Source organism: Marinobacterium aestuariivivens, from assembly GCF_042661465.1.
GTDB classification, from domain to species: Bacteria; Pseudomonadota; Gammaproteobacteria; order Pseudomonadales; family Balneatricaceae; genus Marinobacterium_A; species Marinobacterium_A aestuariivivens.
Window position 1 is genome coordinate 5,138,678 of record NZ_JBHSWE010000001.1, and the last position, 17,764, is coordinate 5,156,441.

Consider the following 17,764-nt stretch of genomic DNA (forward strand, 5'->3'; position numbering starts at 1 on the left):
ATAATCATTGGTTATTAAATGGAAAGATTTTATTGCGAATAAATGGATCCAATAAAGCACCTAAACCTTGATATAGATCAAGACTTGGCCTAGATTGGATCCAAACTATAACAAGCCACCCCGAGGAGCCCGAGATGTTTCCGAAAAATGCCTGGTATGTCGCCTGTACCCCGGACGAATTCGTCGAAAAGCCGCTGGGCCGCCAGATCTGCGGCGAAAAGATGGTGTTCTACCGTGGACCCGAAGGCCAGGTAGCCGCCGTCGAGGATTTCTGCCCGCACCGCGGCGCGCCGCTGTCCCTCGGCTACGTCGAAGACGGTTTGCTGGTCTGCGGCTACCATGGCCTGAAAATGGGTAGCGACGGCAGGACCGCGGAGATGCCCGGCCAGCGCGTCCAGGGTTTTCCCTGCATCAGGAACTATCCGATAGAGGAGCGTTTCGGCTTCGTCTGGGTCTGGCCCGGCGATCCCGAGCAGGCCAACAGAGACGAGATTCCGGTGCTGGAGTGGGCCGACAACCCGGAATGGGCCTACGGCGGCGGCCTCTACCATATCAACTGCGACTACCGCCTGATGATCGACAACCTCATGGATCTGACCCATGAAACCTATGTCCATTCAACCAGCATCGGTCAGAGGGAGATCGACGAAGCGCCGGTGTCCACCAAAGTGGACGGCGAGACGGTGATCACCAGCCGCTACATGGACAACATCATGGCGCCGCCGTTCTGGCGCGCCGCACTCAAGGCCAATCACCTGGCCGACGACGTGGCGGTGGATCGCTGGCAGATCTGCCGCTTCACGCCGCCGAGCCATGTGATGATCGATGTCGGCGTGGCCCATGCCGGTCACGGCGGCTACGCGGCGCCCGACGCGCACAAGGCCGCCAGCATAGTCGTCGATTTCATCACCCCGGAAACCGAGACCTCGATCTGGTACTTCTGGGGCATGGCGCGCCACTTCAAGCCGGGAGATACCCATCTCACGGCCCAGATCCGCGACGGCCAGGGCAAGATCTTCGCCGAGGATCTGGAGATGCTGGAGCGCCAGCAGCAGAACCTGCTGGATTATCCGCAGCGCAAACTGCTTAAGCTGAACATCGATGCCGGTGGCGTTCAGGCCCGCCGCTTACTGGATCGACTCATCAAGGCGGAACAGCAACAGAACGAATCCGCCGCCACCGGCCGCTGAGCCCTGCACAGGAGACCGACCATGATCGAAGTCGAAGTCGTTTCGAAAACCAGCGACGCCGAGGATATCTGCCTGTTCGAACTGGCACGTCCGGATGGCGCCGCCTTGCCGGCCTTCGGCGCCGGCGCCCATATCGACGTCCAGCTGCCGAACGGACTGGTACGCCAGTACTCGCTGTGCAACCATCCGGACGAGAGCCATCGCTACGAGATCGGCGTGCTGAAGGATCCGTCCTCGCGCGGCGGTTCCCGGGCCATGCACGAACAGGTGCAGGCCGGCGACCGACTGCTGATCAGCGAGCCGCGCAATCACTTCCCGCTGGCCCACCATGCCACACGGAGCCTGCTGTTCGCCGGCGGTATCGGCGTCACGCCGATTCTCTGCATGGCCGAGCGGCTGGCCCATACCGGCGGTCCTTTCGAAATGCACTATTGCACCCGCTCCGAAAGCCGCACGGCCTTCCGCCAGCGCATCGCCGGCAGCGGCTTCGCCGACCGGGTGCAATTCCATTTCGACGACGGCGACGAGGCCCAGAAGCTGGATGCCCGCAGTCTGCTGGCCAAACAGGAACCCGGCACCCATCTCTACGTCTGCGGCCCCAAGGGCTTCATGGACCACGTGCTCGAGACCGCCGAGCAGCTCGGCTGGCCGGCCGAACAGGTGCACCGCGAGTATTTCGCCGCGGTGCCGATCAGCCACGACAGCGATGGCCCCTTCGAGGTACAGCTTGGCAGCAGCGGCCAGGTGCTGGAGATTCCGGCCAACCAGAGCGTGCTGCAGGTGCTGATGGACCACGACATCGACATTCCGTATTCCTGCGAAGACGGCGTCTGCGGTACCTGCCTGACCCGGGTGCTGGAAGGCGAGCCGGATCACCGCGACTTCTTCATGACGCCGGCCGAGCATGCGAAAAACGACCAGTTCACCCCCTGCTGCTCGCGAGCCAGGAGCAAGCGGCTGGTGCTGGATATCTGATCACCACACTGCACAGTCAACCCAATAGCGATAACAAGAGGAAGCGATGCATATGAAACTGAAAAACTGGGCGGCCGCCGCCGCCATCGCAGGCGTTACGCTGAGCGCCGTTCCAGCCCAGGCCGCCGATGTCACCCTGCGTTTTGCCCATCCCTGGCCCGGCACCTCCGATATCGCCAGGGGACTCGAGGCCTGGGGCGACTCGCTGGAACAGGCGTCCAATGAGCGGATTGAGGTCGAGTTCTACCCGGCCCAGACCCTGACCAAGGCCGCCAAGGGCTATGACGCGGTGGTCGGCCAGATCGCCGATGTCGCGGCAACGGTGCAGGGCTATACGGCCAACCGTTTTCCGCTGACCCAGGTGATCGAACTGCCGGGCCTGGTCGACAGCGCCGCCCAGGGCTCCTGCGTCCTGCAGCAGCTCTACGATGCCGGCGATATCGCCGGGGAGTACGAGGACAGCCATGTGCTCTTCGTCTGGACCAACGGCCCCGGCCATCTGCACATGAAAGACAAGCAGGTGACCAAACCCGAGGATGTCTCGGGCCTGCGCATCCGCCGGCCGACCACTGTGGTCGGTCAATTGCTCGAGAACCTCGGTGCCCAGCCGGTCGGCATGCCCGCCCCCGATGCCTACACGGCACTGCAGCGCGGCGTGATCGACGGCGTCGCCATCTCCTGGGACGGTGCCCTGGTGTTCCGTCTCAACGAGGTCGCCAGCCACCATACCGAGCTCAACCTCTACTCCCTGAGCTTCGTCGTGACGATGAACAAGGGCGTCTACGACCGGCTGCCGGACGACCTGAAACAGGTCCTGGACCAGCACTCGGGCGAGAAGTGGTCGCAGTTCATGGCCAGGATCTTCGACGACCTGGACCAGCAGTCGCGGGCCGATGCAAAAGCCATGGGACACGAGGTAAAGGAACTCGACAGCGAAATCCAGGCCGCCTGGCAGCCGGCGCTCGAGCGTGTAACCGAGAGTTACCTCGACGAACTCGAAGGCCAGGGCCTGCCGGCCCGAAAGGTCTACAGCCAGGCCCAGTCGCTGAGCCAGAGCTGCGGCACCTGAAACGTCCGATAACAGCCAAGCCCCCGCGCCCTAAGGGTCCGGGGGCTTTTTTCGTGTTCTTGATCGCTGTAGCCTGGAATGAGCCGAAGGCGAATTCCGGGATCCAACCGCAAGGCGCCTCCCCTGTGGCGCGCCACCCTGTCGGAATTCGCCCCTGCGGGGCATCATTCCAACCTACGGTGCCTGACACGCCTTGCGCTTGTGAAGGAAAAGTACAATTCTTTAAGGGGAAACTGCATACCGTTAGGCCGGCCTGAAAAGCATGATGGACGTACACCCGGTCAAGCGACCGTCGACCCAACTTGCAGATAAGGTCTCTACCCATGAAATCGATAAAAACCCAGGTAGCCATTATCGGTGCCGGCCCGTCCGGCCTGCTGCTCGGCCAACTGCTGGCGCGTCAGGGAATCAGCAACATCATCGTCGAACGCGTCACCGGCGACTACGTACTCGGCCGTATCCGTGCCGGCATTCTGGAGCAGGGTTTCATCGATCTGGTGCGTGAAGCCGGCGTCGCCGAGCGCATGGACAGCGAAGGCCATGTTCATGAAGGCTTCGTCATCTCGAACAACGGCAACGCGACCCGCATCGACCTCAAAGAGATGACCGGCGGCGATGTCGTCGTCTGTTACGGCCAGGTCGAGATCACCCGCGACCTGATGGAGGCCCGCGTCGCTGCCGGGCTGGAAACCTTCTACGAAGCGAAGGACGTGCAACCCCATGACGTCAAGTCCGACAAGCCCTACCTCACTTTCGCACACGAGGGCGAAGAGTACCGTCTGGACTGCGACTTCATCGCCGGCTGCGACGGCTTCCACGGCGTCTCCCGCCAGACCATCCCGGCCGAGATCCGCACCGAGCACGAACGCGTCTACCCGTTCGGCTGGCTCGGTCTGCTGGCCGACACCCCGCCGTGCCACGACGAGCTGATCTACGCCAAGAGTGAGCGCGGCTTCGCCCTCGCCAGCCAGCGGTCTGCAACCCGCTCGCGCTACTACATCCAGGTGCCGCTGACCGACAAGGTCGAGGACTGGAGTGACGAGGCCTTCTGGGACGAGCTCAGGAAACGCCTGCCGCCGGAAGCCGCGGCCAACATGGTCACCGGCCCAAGCCTCGAGAAAAGCATCGCGCCACTACGCTCCTTCGTCTGCGAACCGATGCAGTACGGCAACCTCTTCCTGGTCGGTGATGCCGCCCATATCGTGCCGCCGACCGGCGCCAAGGGCCTTAACCTGGCGGCATCGGACGTCGCGACCCTCTACAGGATCCTGACCCGTGTCTACCAGACGGACGATCGAAGCTGCATCAGCCAGTACTCGGAAATCGCGTTGCGCCGGGTCTGGAACGGCGAGCGTTTTTCCTGGTGGATGACCAACATGCTGCACGACTTCGGCGCCGAAATCGGCGCGAACGGCCTCGAGGGACAGACCTTCAACCGCTTCATGGAATCGGAACTGAACTACTACCTCGGCTCCGAAAACGGCCGCCGGGTGATCGCCGAGCAGTACGTCGGTCTGCCCTACGAGGAGCTCAAGGACTAACCCCGCGTCCGGGGCCGACAGCTTCCGGCCCCGGTCAATCATCGACCTGCCCGGGGGTTGCACTTTTCGCTCGCAGCCCCTTCCCCTCGCCTCTGGCACCCTGCATCTCTGCCCCGCTTCACACCGGCGTTCATTTGCCGGGGGCAACCGCGCTACAATCGGGTCTGTACTGTACAAATCGACGCACAACGCCCGACGACCGACGCCCGAATGAAAGACTTCGCGACCCAAGCTCCAGATCCGCAGGCCATTCCGCAATTCGGCCTCTATGGCGAAGCGGCGGTCGAAGATCCGGCCTTCGTCCATATCGAGAACATCATCAGCCGCAGCAGCCTCAACGGCTGGGTCATCAGGCCCCACCGCCACGGCCGCATGTTCCAGCTGATCTGCCTGTATGAAGGCGAGGTCGAGGTGCGTCTCGAGGACGAGGTCCACTGCCGCGACGAGCCCTGCGTCATCTCCATTCCATCGGGCGCGGTGCACGGTTTCCGTTTCGCCCCCGGAACCGAGGGGCGGGTGCTGACACTGGCCGAACCGCTGCTGAGCGACGAGTCCTACAGCCGATGCCAGCCCTATTTCGAGCCGCTGTTCGCCCGTCCGCTGATCACCGCATTCGCCCCCGGCTCGGCGCTGTTGCTCCAGTTACAGCAGTTCCTGCAGCAGATCGAGCGGGAGCTGAACCGACCCGATACCGGGCGGGCACTGATGTGCGAATGGCTGGCGCGGGCGGTGCTGATGACGTTGCGACGACAGCTCGAGATCCAGGGCCAGTCCGATACCCGCGGACCGATGTCGAGCGCCCCCTCGCGGCCTTCCGCCGGCTGATCGAAAGCCGTTTCCGCGAGCACTGGACCGTCGAGCAATATGCCGACGAACTCGGCATGTCGCCGGCGCGCCTCAACCGGCTGTGCAAGCAGCTGCTCGGCAAGACCGCCAAGACCCTGCCGCAGGAGCGCCTGCTGCTGGAGGTCAAGCGCCGGCTGATCTATACCCGCAGCAACCTCGACGAAATCGCCTGGGACCTGGGCTTTCGCGACCCGGCGTACTTTTCCCGCTTCTTCAAGCGCGCCACCGGCAGCACGCCGGGCAACTTTCGCAGCGAGAACAACTTCGATACCACCGAGGCGTAGATTAAAGTAGGTAGGATGGGTGAAACGGCGCCATCGCAAGGGACGGCCGGACCTCAGACACAACCAGAGCGCCGTGTAACCCATCTTCGGGTGTCGCTTCCCCATCGAGGAAGCCGGCGACATTTTATTGATGGGTTCCGCCGCGGCTGACCCACTGCGCACCGGGTGCCCGGTACCATTGCGGCTCCACCCATCCTACTTTTTTCGCAAGGTTCCAGCGGCTGCATGGGCCGAAAACAAAAAGCCCCGGACATGATGCCCGGGGCTTTCGCTTGCAGCTTGCCGCTTTCCTTCCCTACACCAACCCGAGGGCCAGCACCGGGAACAGTACCAGCAGCAGCAGGCGGACGATATCGGAGAGCACGAACGGGAAGACGCCCTTGAAAATCTGCCCGATCGTCACGTCCGGCGCCACGCTCTTGATCACGAAGACGTTCATCCCCACCGGCGGCGTGATCAGGCCCAGTTCGACCGTAATGACCGCGACGATGCCGAACCAGACCGGGTCGAAACCCGCTTCCGTAATCAGCGGCATCACCACCGGCACCGTCAGCAGCAGCATCGCGATGGCGTCCATAACGCAGCCAAGCAGGATGAACAGCGCCAGCACCGCGAAGAGCACCGCATAGGGCGGCCAGCCCAACTGCCCCACCAGATCGGTGAGATAGAAGGAAATTCGTGACACCGACAGGAAGTAGCCGAAGATCTCGGCGCCGACGATCATGAAGAAGATCATCGCCGACAGCGCCAGCGTCTCCTCCACCGCATCGATCAGATCGCGCCAGCCAACACCCCGGAAAAGGGCCACCACCAGGGTCGCGAAGGCGCCGATGGCGGCCGCCTCGGTCGGGGTGAACAGGCCGCTGTAGATGCCGCCGATGATGATCGCGAAGATGAACATGAAGGGCGCGAAGCCCCAGAGACCGGTGATCTTCTGCCTCAAGCTGGTCGGCTCGCCTGCGCGTGCCAGTTCCGGGCGGTAGTGCACCAGGAGTGCGATGGTTACGCAGTACAGAACCAGTCCGAGCAGCCCCGGCACCAGGCCGGCGATGAACATGTCGCCGACCGACTGCTCGGTGATCAGCGCATAGAGCAACAGCGCGATGCTCGGCGGAATCATGATGCCGAGGGTGCCGCCGGCCGCCAGGGTGCCGGTCGCCGGGAATCGGCATAGCCGTGCCGGCGCATTTCCGGCAGCGCGACCCGGGACATGCTGGCCGCCGTGGCGACCGACGAGCCGGAGATCGCAGAGAAGGTGCCGCAGGCCGAGACCGCCGCCAGCGCCATACCACCGCGCCAGCCGCCGAACAGCGAGCGGGCGGCGTTGAACAGCTCGCTCGACATGTTGGCCTTGGACGCCAGTACGCCGAGCAGCAGGAACATCGGGATCGGACTGAAACTGTAGTTGCTCAGGGTCTCGAAGGGACCGGCCTCGAGAATCGACACCGCCGGCTCGAACGCGACGATGATGCCGAAGCCGATCACGCCGGTCGCCGCCATCGCCAGGGCGATCGGGGCACGCAGCGCTATCATCGCCAGCATCGCGGCAAGACAGAGCAGTCCAATAACGGGTGCACTCATGATGTACGCTCCTTGAGGCCCAGCAATTCGAGGATGCCGCAACTGAAACCGCGCAATGCCATCAGCGCCAGCGCGGCGGACGAAACCAGATAGATCGGCGCCATCGGCATCAGCAGATCCTGGGTCAGCTCGCCGCTCATCCGGGCACCCTCTGCGGCGTGGTAGAAACGCCAGCACAGCAGTGCGCCGAAGACACCGAAGCAGAGGGTGTAAACGCCGTCGAACAGCTGCAGGGTGCGTTCATGCAGTTGGTGGGTGAAGAGGTCCACCACGATCTGCCCCTTGTCGACCGCATAGGGAAAGGCGAACAGCATCGTGAACAGCAGCCCGAACTTCACCAGCTCGATGCCGCCGTTGAACGTCAGATCGACCGTGCCTCCGCTCATGGCGAAGAGACTGCGGGCGCCGACATCGGCGACCACGCAGAACATCATTCCCAACAGCAGCAGTCCGCTGATCCGGTACAGGACCAGCGCCAGGCCGTCGATAGCCTTGATCAGCCATTTCATCGTACTAGCCCCTCGTTCGGCATTCAGCTGCCGCAGCTCTTGCTCAGCTCGGTGGCACGGGCGTAAACGTCACGCGCCGGCAGGCCACGCTCTTCGAGTCCGGACAGGTACTTTTCGGTGGCCGCATCCAGCACCGGTTTCCAATCCGGGTTACCCGCACCGCCCTCGAGGGTGATGATAGTATGTCCGGCAGCCACCGCTTCCTCCCGGCCCTGACGGTCCTGATCGTCGAACGCGGCCGCCATTTTCTGCGACCAGACCTGGCCCGAGTGCTCATCGACGATCTTCTTGAGGTCGTCGGGCATCTCGTCGTAGACGCCCTTGTTCAGGGTGACGACAAACGACAGGGTGTAGAGACCGATCTCGGTATGATAGTTCGTCTCTTCGTTGAGACGGAACGCCTTGATACCTTCCCAGGGCATCGATACGCCGTCGATCACGCCGCGCTGCAGCGACGGGTAGGTTTCCGGTGCGGGCATGCCGACCGGCTGGGCGCCCAGACCTTCGAGCAGCTCCGCGACGACAGTGGTCGGACGGCGGATCTTGAGACCGGCCAGGTCCTCGGGCTTGTGGATGGCCTTTTCCCGGGTATGGATATCGCCGGGGCCGTGGGTGAACACGTAGAGCACGTGGGTATCGTCGTATTCTCCGCTGATCAGGCCTTCATCGTAGAGCGACTGGATCACGCAGGAGCCCTGGGCGGCGGTTTTCGCCATACCCGGAAGCTCGACGACCTGGGTCAGCGGAAAGCGGTTGGCGCTATAGCCCTGCACCGTGGCGGTGACATCGGCGATGCGGTTCTTGACTGCATCGTAGCTCTGCGGCGCCTTGGTCAGGGTCTGGGAGGGATAGAATTCGACCGCGATACGACCGTCCGAGGCTTCCTCCAGGGACGTGCCCCAGGATTCGAAAGCCGCGTGCAGGCCGGAGGTCGCGGGCCAGAAATGAGCGAAACGCAGATTGAAGTCGGCCGCCTGGGCGGTTGCCAGCGGCAGCAGGCTCATGGCGGCGGTAGCGGCAATGGCAGTCAGTTTTTTCATGGTTTTATCCTTTTCTGGTTATTTTTTCTGGCGCTTGCAAGGGCTTGGCCTCAAGCTGCAGGATGGATCCCGTTCGAACCTTCCCCCGGGCTTTAACGACCCGCCGACCTGCCTTGGCGAACAGCTCGGCGGCCCCTGTATCGCTTCTGCTATTCGTTGATCAACAGCTGCATACCAGCACCGGTGTTGGAGATCGGCGCCACGTAGTTGCGGCGGACCTCCCTGACCTTGCCCAGCAGGCAGCCGCGCATCGCCAGCCACATGTTCAGCTCGACGGCCTGGGCACCGCCGATCTCGATCAGGTCGTCGTTGCTGTATTTCGTCAGCGCCTGGGGATCCGAAACCAGCTTGTCCATGCACTCATTGTCGAAGTCGGCGTTGATGAAGCCGGCGCGTTCGCCATCAAGCTGGTGCGACAGACCGCCGGTACCGAAGACCACGACCTTTTGATCGCCCGCGAATGACTCGACGGCACGGCCGATCGCCTGTCCGAACGCGTAGCAGCGTGAGGGCTTGGGCATCGGATGGCGCTCGCAGTTGATGCAGACCGGAATTACCTTCAGGTGCTGGTACTTGTGGCCCGGATACATCAGCGACAGCGGTACGGTCAGACCATGGTCGACCTTGATGTCCTGGCAGATGGTCGGATCGAAGTCGTGTTCGATCAGCTCGTTGGCGATATGCCACGACAGCTCGGTCTCGCCGGTGACCGGTGGAATGGTGGCGATGCCCCAGCCCTCGTCGGCATTTTCATACTGCGGTGCGCAGCCGAGCGCAAAGGTAGGTTTCTTGTCCAGGAACATCTCGAGGCCATGGTCGTTGTAGAATACGATGGCGATGTCGGGCTGCTGTTCGTTGAGCCACTCGCGAACCGGCGGGTAGCCGGCGAAGAAGTCGCGCCAGTAATCGGTGTCTTCCAGCCCGCGGTCCATCGCGATGCCGATGGCGGGAATATGTGATGTGGTGATACCACCGATAATCTTAGCCATTGTGTTTGCCCCTCCCCTGGCTGTCCAGGTACGCCTTGAACTCTTCGGTGGTCATGCCGGTCTGCAGTCCGCCCACATCCTGTACGTTCAGACCCAGAATGCCGGCAAATTTTGCCAGGTAGTAGATGCTGCCGCCTTCGCGCAGCAAGCTGATGATGTCGCGCTTGAGTACCGCTTCCTTCTGCGCCGGCGTCAGGCCGAACTTGTCACAATAGGCGGCTTCATCGGCCTTGAACGCTTCACGACCTTCGGCGCTGTTGAAGGTGAAACACATCTTGTTCAGTCCATAGCCTTTGGTCGCCATCGGGCCATCGAACTTGTAGGTACCGGGAATCTCTTTTTTGTCACTGGATGACATGGGGTCACCTCCTGTTTTATTCGGACCAGTAGAGCCGCATCGGGTTGTCCACCAGCAGCTTTTGCTGCAACTCGGCGGTCGGTGCGATCTGCGGGATAACGTCGACCAGCTTGCCGTCGTCCGGTACGTGCGACTTCATGTTAGGGTGCGGCCAGTCGGTGCCCCAGAGCACCCGGTCCGGGAATTGCTCGACCAGGGTGCGGGCAAAGGGCACCACGTCGCTGTAATCCGGCGCCTGCAGGGTCAGGCGCTCCGGGCAGCTGACCTTGGTCCAGACCTTGTCGTTGTCACGCATCAGTTGCACGAAGCGTTGGAAGTCCGCATGGTCGACGCCGTTGGCGACATCCGGCCGGCCCATGTGGTCGACGACGATGGTGGTGTCGAGTTCGTTGAGGAAGGGGATCAGGTCTTCCAGATCCGGCGCCTCGAAGTAGACGACGATGTGCCAGCCCAGCGGCTTGATCTTCTCGGCGATCGACAGGAACACCTCTTTCGGGGTGGTGTCGACCAGACGCTTGACGAAGTTGAAGCGCACCGCCCGCACGCCGGCGCGATCCATCGCCTCGAGCTCCTCGACGCTGATCGCAGGGTCGACCACTGCGACACCGCGGGCCCGTTCGCCGGCGCTTTCCAGGGCATCGATCAGCGCCGCGTTGTCGGTACCGTGGCACGAAGCCTGGACAATGACGTTGCGCTCGAAACCGAGATAATCACGCAGTTCGAACAGCTTCTCCTTGGGCGCATCACAGGGCGTGTACTTGCGCCTGGGGTGATACGGGAACCGGTCCGCCGGACCGAACACGTGGCAGTGCGCATCGACGGCGCCGGCCGGCGCCTTGAACGCCGGCTTGCTGGGGTTCGGGTGAAACGGTAGATAATCTGCATCCATCATGTTAGCTGCACCACTCTTTCAATTGTTATGTACGAAGACTTCGCCATCGAACAGTTTGCGCGCTGTACGCAGCAGCGCCGCCGGACCCAGATTGCCGGCCTCGTCGACATCCAGTATCACGGTCATCTCGCCGATCGGATGCTCCACTGCCAGCGACTTGCGTCTACCCTCGGGCACGCTGGCAACCTCGGCCGCGGGAGAGCCGGGCAGCACCGCCGCGGTGGCGACGCTGACCGCACCGAGCACACCGATCGAGGCATGGCAGCGATGCGGGATGAAGGTCCGGGTCGACAGTGCACCGCCCCGGCTGGCTGCGCTGACCATGGACATCTTCGGCACCGACTTGTCCTTGACGTCGCCAAGGTTCATCAGCGGGCCGGCCTGGAGGCGGATCGACTCGAGCTTTGCCCGCAGTTCTTGGTTCGCCTCCAGCTCCTCGCGGGTCTCCTGACCGCTGATACCCATGTCTCCGGCGCGCAGGATCACCACCGGCATGCCGTTGTCGATCAGCGTCACCTCGACGCCGTCGATCACGTCGACGACATTGCCGGTCGGCAGCAGCGCACCGCAGCTCGAACCCGCCGTATCGGCGAAGGTGATCGGCACCGGTGCGCTCGTCCCCGGCACGCCATCGATGCGTGCATCGCCGACATAGCTGACTTTGCCGTTCGGCGTCGACACCCGGGCGATGGCGATCTGGCCGGTGTTTTCCATGAAGATGCGCACCTCGGTCTCGCCGTCCTGCGCCGCCACCAGGCCGCGCTCGATCGCGAATGGCCCGACGCCGGCAAGGATGTTGCCGCAGTTCTGGGCATCGGTGACGACCGCCTGGTCGACGAACACCTGCAGGAACAGGTAGTCGACGTCGGCATCCTTGCGCTCGGAACGTTTCACCACCGCGACCTTCGAGGTCAACGGATCGGCGCCGCCCATGCCGTCGATCTGGCGCTCGTCCGGCGAGCCCATCACGCGCAGCAGGACGCGGTCGCGCTCGGCCGTATCGGCCGGCAGGTCGGAGGCGAGGAAGTAGCCCCCTTGGAGGTACCGCCCCGCATCCAGATGCAGCGGATGCCGTCAGACATACTTCAGGCCCTTCTCTTTCAGGCGCGGGCGCATGTCATAGATGTCCAGCCCCAGCTCGCCGTTGGCCAGGCGTACGCGCTTGCCCTCCTCGCGCGCCATGCGTTCGCGCGCCTCCTTCAGCACTTCGGCCGCGTGTTCGCGGCGAACGACGACGACGCCGTCGTCGTCGGCGACGATGACGTCACCCGGATTCACCAGGGCGTCGGCGCAGACGATCGGCACGTTGACCGAGCCCAGGGTTTCCTTGATGGTGCCCTCGGCGAACACCGCCTTGGACCAGACCGGGAAATCCATCTGCCGCAGGTCGCGGGTATCGCGCACGCCGCCGTCGATCACCAGACCGACGACACCGCGCGCCTGCGCCGAGGTGGCCAGCAGGTCGCCGAAGAAGCCGTGCACCGACGGCGAAGTCGGCGCGAACACCAGCATGTCGCCCGCTTTGCACTGCTCGATCGCCACGTGCATCATCCAGTTGTCGCCGGCAGCGCCGGAGATGGTCAGCGCAGACCCGGCCACGCACTTGTCCTGCTGGATCGGGCGCATGTAGTGCGCCAGCAGGCCGACCCGGCCCTGGGCTTCGTGGATGGTGGCGACGCCGCACTGGGCCAGGCCATCGATGACCGCCTGGTCCGCGCGCTCGATATTCTGAACGACTAGATTCTCTCTCATGGTGCTCTCCCAATGCTCTTGCGCGGGCCGGCGATTCAGGCCGGGTTCTTCATGCGGCTGAAAACACGACGGGCGTTGTGCTCGAAGATGTCCTGCTTCTGCTCGGCACTCAGCGCCTGGTTGCCGTCGATGTAGCGCTTGGTGTCATCGAAGTAGTGTCCGGTTTCCGGGTCGATGCCGCGTACCGCGCCGATCATCTCGGAGGCGAACAGGATGTTTTGGGTCGGGATGATGTCGAGCAGCAGGTCGATGCCACGCTGATGGTAGACGCAGGTATCGAAGTAGATGTTGTTCAGCACCCGCTCCTCGAGCTCGAAGCCCTGGTCCAGCGCCAGACCGCGGAAACGGCCCCAGTGATAGGGCACGGCGCCGCCGCCGTGTGGGATGATGATCTTCAGTTCCGGGAAGTCCTTGAAGACGTCGGACATCATCAGCTGCTGGAAGCCGGTGGTATCGGCGCCGAGGTAATGGGAGCCGGTGGTGTGGAAGCAGTCGTTGCAGGCCGCGCTGACGTGGACCATCGCCGGAATATCGTACTCGACCATCTTCTCGTAGATCGGGTAGAAGGCGCGGTCCGCCAGGGAGCTGCCGTTCCAGTGGCCGCCGCTCGGGTCCGGGTTCAGGTTGATGCCGATAAAGCCCATCTCCTCGACGGTACGGATGATTTCCGGTACCGACTTGGCCGGATCGACGCCGGGCGATTGCGGCAGCTGCGCGACCGGCACGAAGTTGTTCGGGAAAAGGTCGCAGACACGGCGGATCAGATCGTTCTGATGCTCGGTCCAGAACTGGCTGGTATATTCATTTCCGATATGGTGACCCATCCAGCTGGCGCGCGGCGAGAAAATGGTGAGATCGGTGCCGCGTTCCTGCTGCAGGCGCAGCTGGTTCTTCTCGATGCTCTCGCGGATCTCGTCGTCGCTGATGATGATCTGCCCCTTTTCACCAACGAAGGATGGATCCCGGGCGACGGCCGCCTTCTGCTTCTCGCGGTACTCGCCTACCTGAGGCGGGGTGGTGGTGTAATGGCCATGACAATCGATGATCATTGCTGGACTCTCTGTTGTGGGTCTGTTCAACGTTGTGCTGACGGTTGCTTCGAATCGTCGCGCACCGTTCGAAAATTGGGAAAGCGGTGAGCTGGAATATTGGATCCCGTCCGCTTTGCATGATCTCAGTATTGACCCATAGCGCCGACATTGGCCATTTCATTTTGTCCGTTAAGGTATTAGATTTTGAGATAGCACCTGCAACCCGCCTGTCTACAAGGAGCCCGATGAGCTTTCCGATCCCCAACCTCAGACACCTGCGGGTGTTTCGCGAAGTCGCCGAATGCAGGAGTATCAGCCAGGCCGCCCCGCGGGTGTTCCTGTCGCAACCGGCGATCACCCAGGCGATTGCAAAACTGGAAGCCTTGCTCGAGAGCGAGTTGTTCGAACGCCAGACCGACGGCATGTTTCCGACCGACGCGGGACGGCTCTGGCACAACCGTGTCGATCGCTGCCTGGGCTATATCGAAAAAGGGATTCGCGAGGCGCTGAAAAGCCGCTCCGGCAGCCGCCCCACCTCGGCACAACAGATACTGGCCCTGCTGACCACCACCCAGCTCAAGGCCCTGGTCGCCGTCACCGAGGCACAGAACTTCAGCATCGCCAGCCGCAATATCGGCGTCTCCCAGTCCTCGCTGCACCGGGCGGCCCGGGAGCTGGAGCAGTTGCTGGCGATCCCGCTGTTCGAGAAGACCAGTACCGGCATCAGCACCACCAAGGCCTGTCAGGCGCTGGCGCGGGCCGCCAAGCTGGGTTTTGCCGAGATCCGCCAGGGCTATTACGAACTCGGCGCACTGCGCTCGCGGGAGGTGGGCCGGATCGTGCTCGGTAGCATGCCGCTGGCGCGTACCTCGATCCTGCCCGAAGTGATCAACCGCTTCAGCATTCAGCACCCGGATATCGGCATCAGCGTCGTCGATGCGCCCTACGACGACCTGCTGCAGCACCTGCGTCATGGCGATCTCGATTTCCTGGTCGGCGCGCTGCGTTTCCCGGCTCCCGCCGACGATATCGTGCAGGAGGAGCTGCTCGCTCCGCCGCTGGCGATCGTCGCGCGCAAGGGCCACCCGCTCGCCTCCAGCCCGAAGCTCGATATCGCCACCCTGGCGGACTATCCCTGGGTGGTGCCGCGCGCCGGCACCCCGACACGCGCCTTCTTCGACTCGCTGTTCGTCGACAAGGGGCTGCCGACGCCGCGCCGCCTGGTCGAAACCAGTTCGCAAATACTTATCCGCGAACTGCTGCGCGGCAGCGACCGGCTGACCCTGATCTCGACCCACCAGATCGAGCACGAGCTGCGTCTGGGCCTGCTCTGCGTGCTGCCCTATGCCCTCAGCCACACGCGACGTCCTATCGGTATCACCCTGCGCCAGCACTGGCAGCCGACCCCCGCGCAGGGGCAGTTTCTGGAGATGTTGAGAGACGCCGCCGGCCGTTATGCGGAGCAGTAACGCAGCAAGCGCTATGCAAAAAATGAATACCCTGAACCCAGATTCAATTATTCAGGCCAGGTCCACGGTGCTAGATTGAAGGGCATCACGGCACCTCGCAAAACCGTAACGAGAGGTTCAGAGGCAAGGCGCACGGCGCGCAGGAACCGCAGTGTATTTTGGTATACATGAGGATTCCGAGCACCGCGCAACGCAGCCTATGAGCCGCGCAGTAGGTTTTTCGAGGTGCCCATCACGGATTCAGCGGGAGCGGCTGTCAATGTCCAGCAATGCTGCACAACGCCTTGCCTTTATCGGTTTCGGCGAAGCCGCGACGGCGATCGCCGCCGGCTTGATCGACGACGGCGCCGCCGTCGAGATGCGCGCCTACGATATCAAGTCCGACAGCCCCGATCCGGCGATACGCGACCGGATCCGGCGCCATTACGAAAGCGCCGGCATCCAGGGCAGCGCGACTCTGGCCGAGGCGATCGCCGGTGCCGACCTGGTCTTCTCTCTGGTCACTGCCGACCAGGCGGCGGTCGCGGCTGCAGCGGCGGCACCGCTGTTGCAGCCGGGACAGCACTTTCTCGACTGCAACTCCTGTTCACCCGGCTGCAAGGCGGCCTCGGCGGATATCGTCGCCCCTACCGGCGCCCTGTACAGTGATGTTGCGGTGATGGCGCCGATCCATCCGGCACGCCAGCGTACGCCGCTGCTGGTCAGCGGTGACCACAGCACAGAGCTGCTGTCGCTGCTGGAGCGCCTGGGCATGAATGCCCGCCCGATGCCCGGCGCCGTCGGCGCCGCCTCGACGGTGAAGATGCTGCGCAGCGTCATGATCAAGGGTATGGAGGCCCTGAGTGCCGAGTGTTTCCTGGCGGCACGCAGGGCCGGTATCGAAGAGGACATCCTGCTGTCCCTCGAGAAGAGCTTTCCCGGATTCGGCTGGCGCGAGCGCGCCGGTTACAACCTCGAGCGCATGCGCCGCCACGGCATCCGCCGCGCCGCCGAAATGCGCGAGGTCGCGACCACCCTGACGGAACTGGGTATCGGCAACGACATGGCCAGCGCCACGACCGCCGGCAACAGCGGATCGGCGAGCTGCAGATCCGCGACGACTCGACCGACCTGGCACAGCAGGCCGATGAGATCCTGGAGCGCCTCGGCGGCGCCTCCACCCGCAAGCATTTATAACGAACCCGACGACTATAGGGAGCAAACTGATGAGAATCTGTATCGCCGGCGCTTCGGGCGCCTTCGGCATGAAACACATGGATGCCATCGCCGCCATCGACGGCGCCGAAGTCACCTCGGTGGTCGGCACCAAGCCCGATGCGATCCGCGCCTTCGCCGAAGAACGCGGCGTGCCCCACTACTGCACCGACCTGGCCGAAGCCCTGGCGCGCGACGATGTCGACGCCGTGATCCTGGCGACCCCGACCCAGCTGCACGCCTCCCAGGCGATCCAGTGCCTCGAAGCGGGCAAGCACGTCCAGGTCGAGATCCCGATGGCCGACAACATCGAAGACGCCCGCCGGCTGGTCGAGACCCAGAAGCGTACCGGCCTCGTCGCCATGGCCGGCCATACCCGCCGCTTCAACCCGAGCCACCAGTGGATCCACAACAAGATCCAGGCCGGCGAGCTGAAGGTGCAGCAGATGGACGTCCAGACCTACTTCTTCCGCCGCACCAACAAGAACGCCCTGGGCCAGGCGCGCTCCTGGACCGACCACCTGCTGTGGCACCACGCCTGCCACACCGTCGATCTGTTCCAGTACCAGACCGGCGAAACCGCGAGCAAGGTGCAGGCCCTCGAAGGCCCGATCCATCCCGAACTCGGCATCGCCATGGACATGAGCATCGGCTTGAAGGTGCCGAGCGGCGCCCTCTGCACCCTGTCGCTGTCGTTCAACAATGACGGTCCGCTGGGCACCTTCTTCCGCTACATCTGCGACAACGGCACCTATATCGCCCGCTACGACGACCTGGTCGACGGTCACGAAAACAAGATCGATCTTAGCGGTGTGGCCGTCTCCAACAACGGCATCGAGCTGCAGGACCGCGAGTTCATCGCCGCCATCCGCGAAGGCCGCGAACCCAACTCCAGCGTCGTCCAGTGTCTGCCGGCGATGGAAACCCTGGACCGCCTGGAGCAGTGCCTGAAGGCGGATTGCTGAATGCGATGATGCGTGACAGGTTACGCGTAACCTGTCACCTGTGACCGCCATGGATGGCGGAAACCCTGATAACGCAGGA

The 17,764-nt window shown here is 63.3% G+C and carries 17 protein-coding genes and 2 pseudogenes; 9 read left to right on the forward strand and 10 right to left on the reverse strand.

Annotated features, from left to right (window positions below; translation table 11 throughout):
• The first annotated feature begins 134 nt into the window (after positions 1 to 134).
• The 6 genes from ACFQDL_RS26930 to ACFQDL_RS26955 all read left to right on the forward strand — a co-directional run bounded on the left by ACFQDL_RS26930 (position 135) and on the right by ACFQDL_RS26955 (position 5,905).
• On the forward strand, positions 135 to 1,190 hold the full coding sequence (locus ACFQDL_RS26930) for an aromatic ring-hydroxylating dioxygenase subunit alpha (protein WP_379911681.1): 1,056 nt from the start codon (positions 135 to 137) through the stop codon (positions 1,188 to 1,190).
• 21 nt (positions 1,191 to 1,211) lie between these two features.
• A complete protein-coding gene (locus ACFQDL_RS26935) occupies positions 1,212 to 2,165 on the forward strand; it encodes a PDR/VanB family oxidoreductase (protein ID WP_379911682.1) in 954 nt (317 codons plus the stop codon).
• 52 nt (positions 2,166 to 2,217) lie between these two features.
• On the forward strand, positions 2,218 to 3,234 hold the full coding sequence (locus ACFQDL_RS26940) for a TRAP transporter substrate-binding protein (protein ID WP_379911683.1): 1,017 nt from the start codon (positions 2,218 to 2,220) through the stop codon (positions 3,232 to 3,234).
• Positions 3,235 to 3,566: 332 nt separating this feature from the next.
• Positions 3,567 to 4,775: a 4-hydroxybenzoate 3-monooxygenase gene (pobA, locus tag ACFQDL_RS26945; protein WP_379913381.1), complete on the forward strand. Its 1,209-nt coding sequence runs from the start codon at positions 3,567 to 3,569 to the stop codon at positions 4,773 to 4,775.
• Between the two features lie 210 nt (positions 4,776 to 4,985).
• Positions 4,986 to 5,600, forward strand: a complete 615-nt coding sequence (locus ACFQDL_RS26950; protein WP_379911684.1) for an AraC family ligand binding domain-containing protein — start codon at positions 4,986 to 4,988, stop codon at positions 5,598 to 5,600.
• Positions 5,489 to 5,905: a helix-turn-helix domain-containing protein gene (locus tag ACFQDL_RS26955; protein ID WP_379911685.1), complete on the forward strand. Its 417-nt coding sequence runs from the start codon at positions 5,489 to 5,491 to the stop codon at positions 5,903 to 5,905. Before ACFQDL_RS26950 ends, ACFQDL_RS26955 begins: the two co-directional genes overlap by 112 nt.
• 295 nt (positions 5,906 to 6,200) lie before the next feature.
• Here ACFQDL_RS26955 and ACFQDL_RS26960 read toward each other — a convergent pair.
• The 9 genes and pseudogenes from ACFQDL_RS26960 to ACFQDL_RS27000 form a co-directional block, all read right to left on the reverse strand.
• A pseudogene (locus ACFQDL_RS26960) lies at positions 6,201 to 7,486 on the reverse strand (TRAP transporter large permease).
• Positions 7,483 to 7,995: a TRAP transporter small permease gene (locus ACFQDL_RS26965; protein ID WP_379911686.1), complete on the reverse strand. Its 513-nt coding sequence runs from the start codon at positions 7,993 to 7,995 to the stop codon at positions 7,483 to 7,485. The pseudogene ACFQDL_RS26960 and the gene ACFQDL_RS26965 overlap by 4 nt, the downstream one beginning before the upstream one ends.
• Positions 7,996 to 8,018: 23 nt before the next feature.
• Positions 8,019 to 9,035, reverse strand: coding sequence for a TRAP transporter substrate-binding protein (locus tag ACFQDL_RS26970; RefSeq protein ID WP_379911687.1), 1,017 nt, complete (start codon positions 9,033 to 9,035; stop codon positions 8,019 to 8,021).
• 149 nt (positions 9,036 to 9,184) lie between these two features.
• Complete coding sequence (locus tag ACFQDL_RS26975) at positions 9,185 to 10,024, reverse strand: class III extradiol dioxygenase family protein (RefSeq protein ID WP_379911688.1); 840 nt, start codon at positions 10,022 to 10,024, stop codon at positions 9,185 to 9,187.
• Entirely contained in the window at positions 10,017 to 10,382 is a 366-nt protein-coding gene (locus tag ACFQDL_RS26980) for a protocatechuate 4,5-dioxygenase subunit alpha (RefSeq protein ID WP_379911689.1), read from the reverse strand. The genes ACFQDL_RS26975 and ACFQDL_RS26980 overlap by 8 nt, the downstream gene beginning before the upstream one ends.
• A gap of 16 nt (positions 10,383 to 10,398) precedes the next feature.
• A complete protein-coding gene (locus ACFQDL_RS26985; RefSeq protein WP_379911690.1) occupies positions 10,399 to 11,274 on the reverse strand; it encodes an amidohydrolase family protein in 876 nt (291 codons plus the stop codon).
• 18 nt (positions 11,275 to 11,292) lie between these two features.
• Positions 11,293 to 12,339: a 4-oxalomesaconate tautomerase gene (locus ACFQDL_RS26990; RefSeq protein WP_379913383.1), complete on the reverse strand. Its 1,047-nt coding sequence runs from the start codon at positions 12,337 to 12,339 to the stop codon at positions 11,293 to 11,295.
• 9 nt (positions 12,340 to 12,348) lie between these two features.
• Positions 12,349 to 13,026: a 4-carboxy-4-hydroxy-2-oxoadipate aldolase/oxaloacetate decarboxylase gene (locus ACFQDL_RS26995; protein WP_379911691.1), complete on the reverse strand. Its 678-nt coding sequence runs from the start codon at positions 13,024 to 13,026 to the stop codon at positions 12,349 to 12,351.
• 35 nt (positions 13,027 to 13,061) lie between these two features.
• Complete coding sequence (locus ACFQDL_RS27000) at positions 13,062 to 14,075, reverse strand: amidohydrolase family protein (protein WP_379911692.1); 1,014 nt, start codon at positions 14,073 to 14,075, stop codon at positions 13,062 to 13,064.
• A gap of 227 nt (positions 14,076 to 14,302) precedes the next feature.
• Here ACFQDL_RS27000 and ACFQDL_RS27005 point away from each other — a divergent pair, with 227 nt between their 5' ends.
• Positions 14,303 to 15,526, forward strand: coding sequence for a LysR family transcriptional regulator (locus ACFQDL_RS27005; protein WP_379911693.1), 1,224 nt, complete (start codon positions 14,303 to 14,305; stop codon positions 15,524 to 15,526).
• A 259-nt stretch (positions 15,527 to 15,785) separates the two neighbouring features.
• Positions 15,786 to 16,526, forward strand: a pseudogene (locus tag ACFQDL_RS27010) (NAD(P)-dependent oxidoreductase); the annotation flags it as partial.
• Here the strand turns inward: ACFQDL_RS27010 and ACFQDL_RS27015 are convergent.
• Positions 16,472 to 16,696 carry a hypothetical protein gene (locus ACFQDL_RS27015; RefSeq protein WP_379911694.1) on the reverse strand — a complete coding sequence of 75 codons (225 nt, stop codon included), beginning with the start codon at positions 16,694 to 16,696 and terminating at the stop codon, positions 16,472 to 16,474. The pseudogene ACFQDL_RS27010 and the gene ACFQDL_RS27015 overlap by 55 nt on opposite strands.
• 35 nt (positions 16,697 to 16,731) lie before the next feature.
• Between ACFQDL_RS27015 and ACFQDL_RS27020 the strand changes: the two genes are divergently transcribed.
• A complete protein-coding gene (locus tag ACFQDL_RS27020; RefSeq protein ID WP_379911695.1) occupies positions 16,732 to 17,685 on the forward strand; it encodes a Gfo/Idh/MocA family oxidoreductase in 954 nt (317 codons plus the stop codon).
• Positions 17,686 to 17,764: the final 79 nt, after the last annotated feature.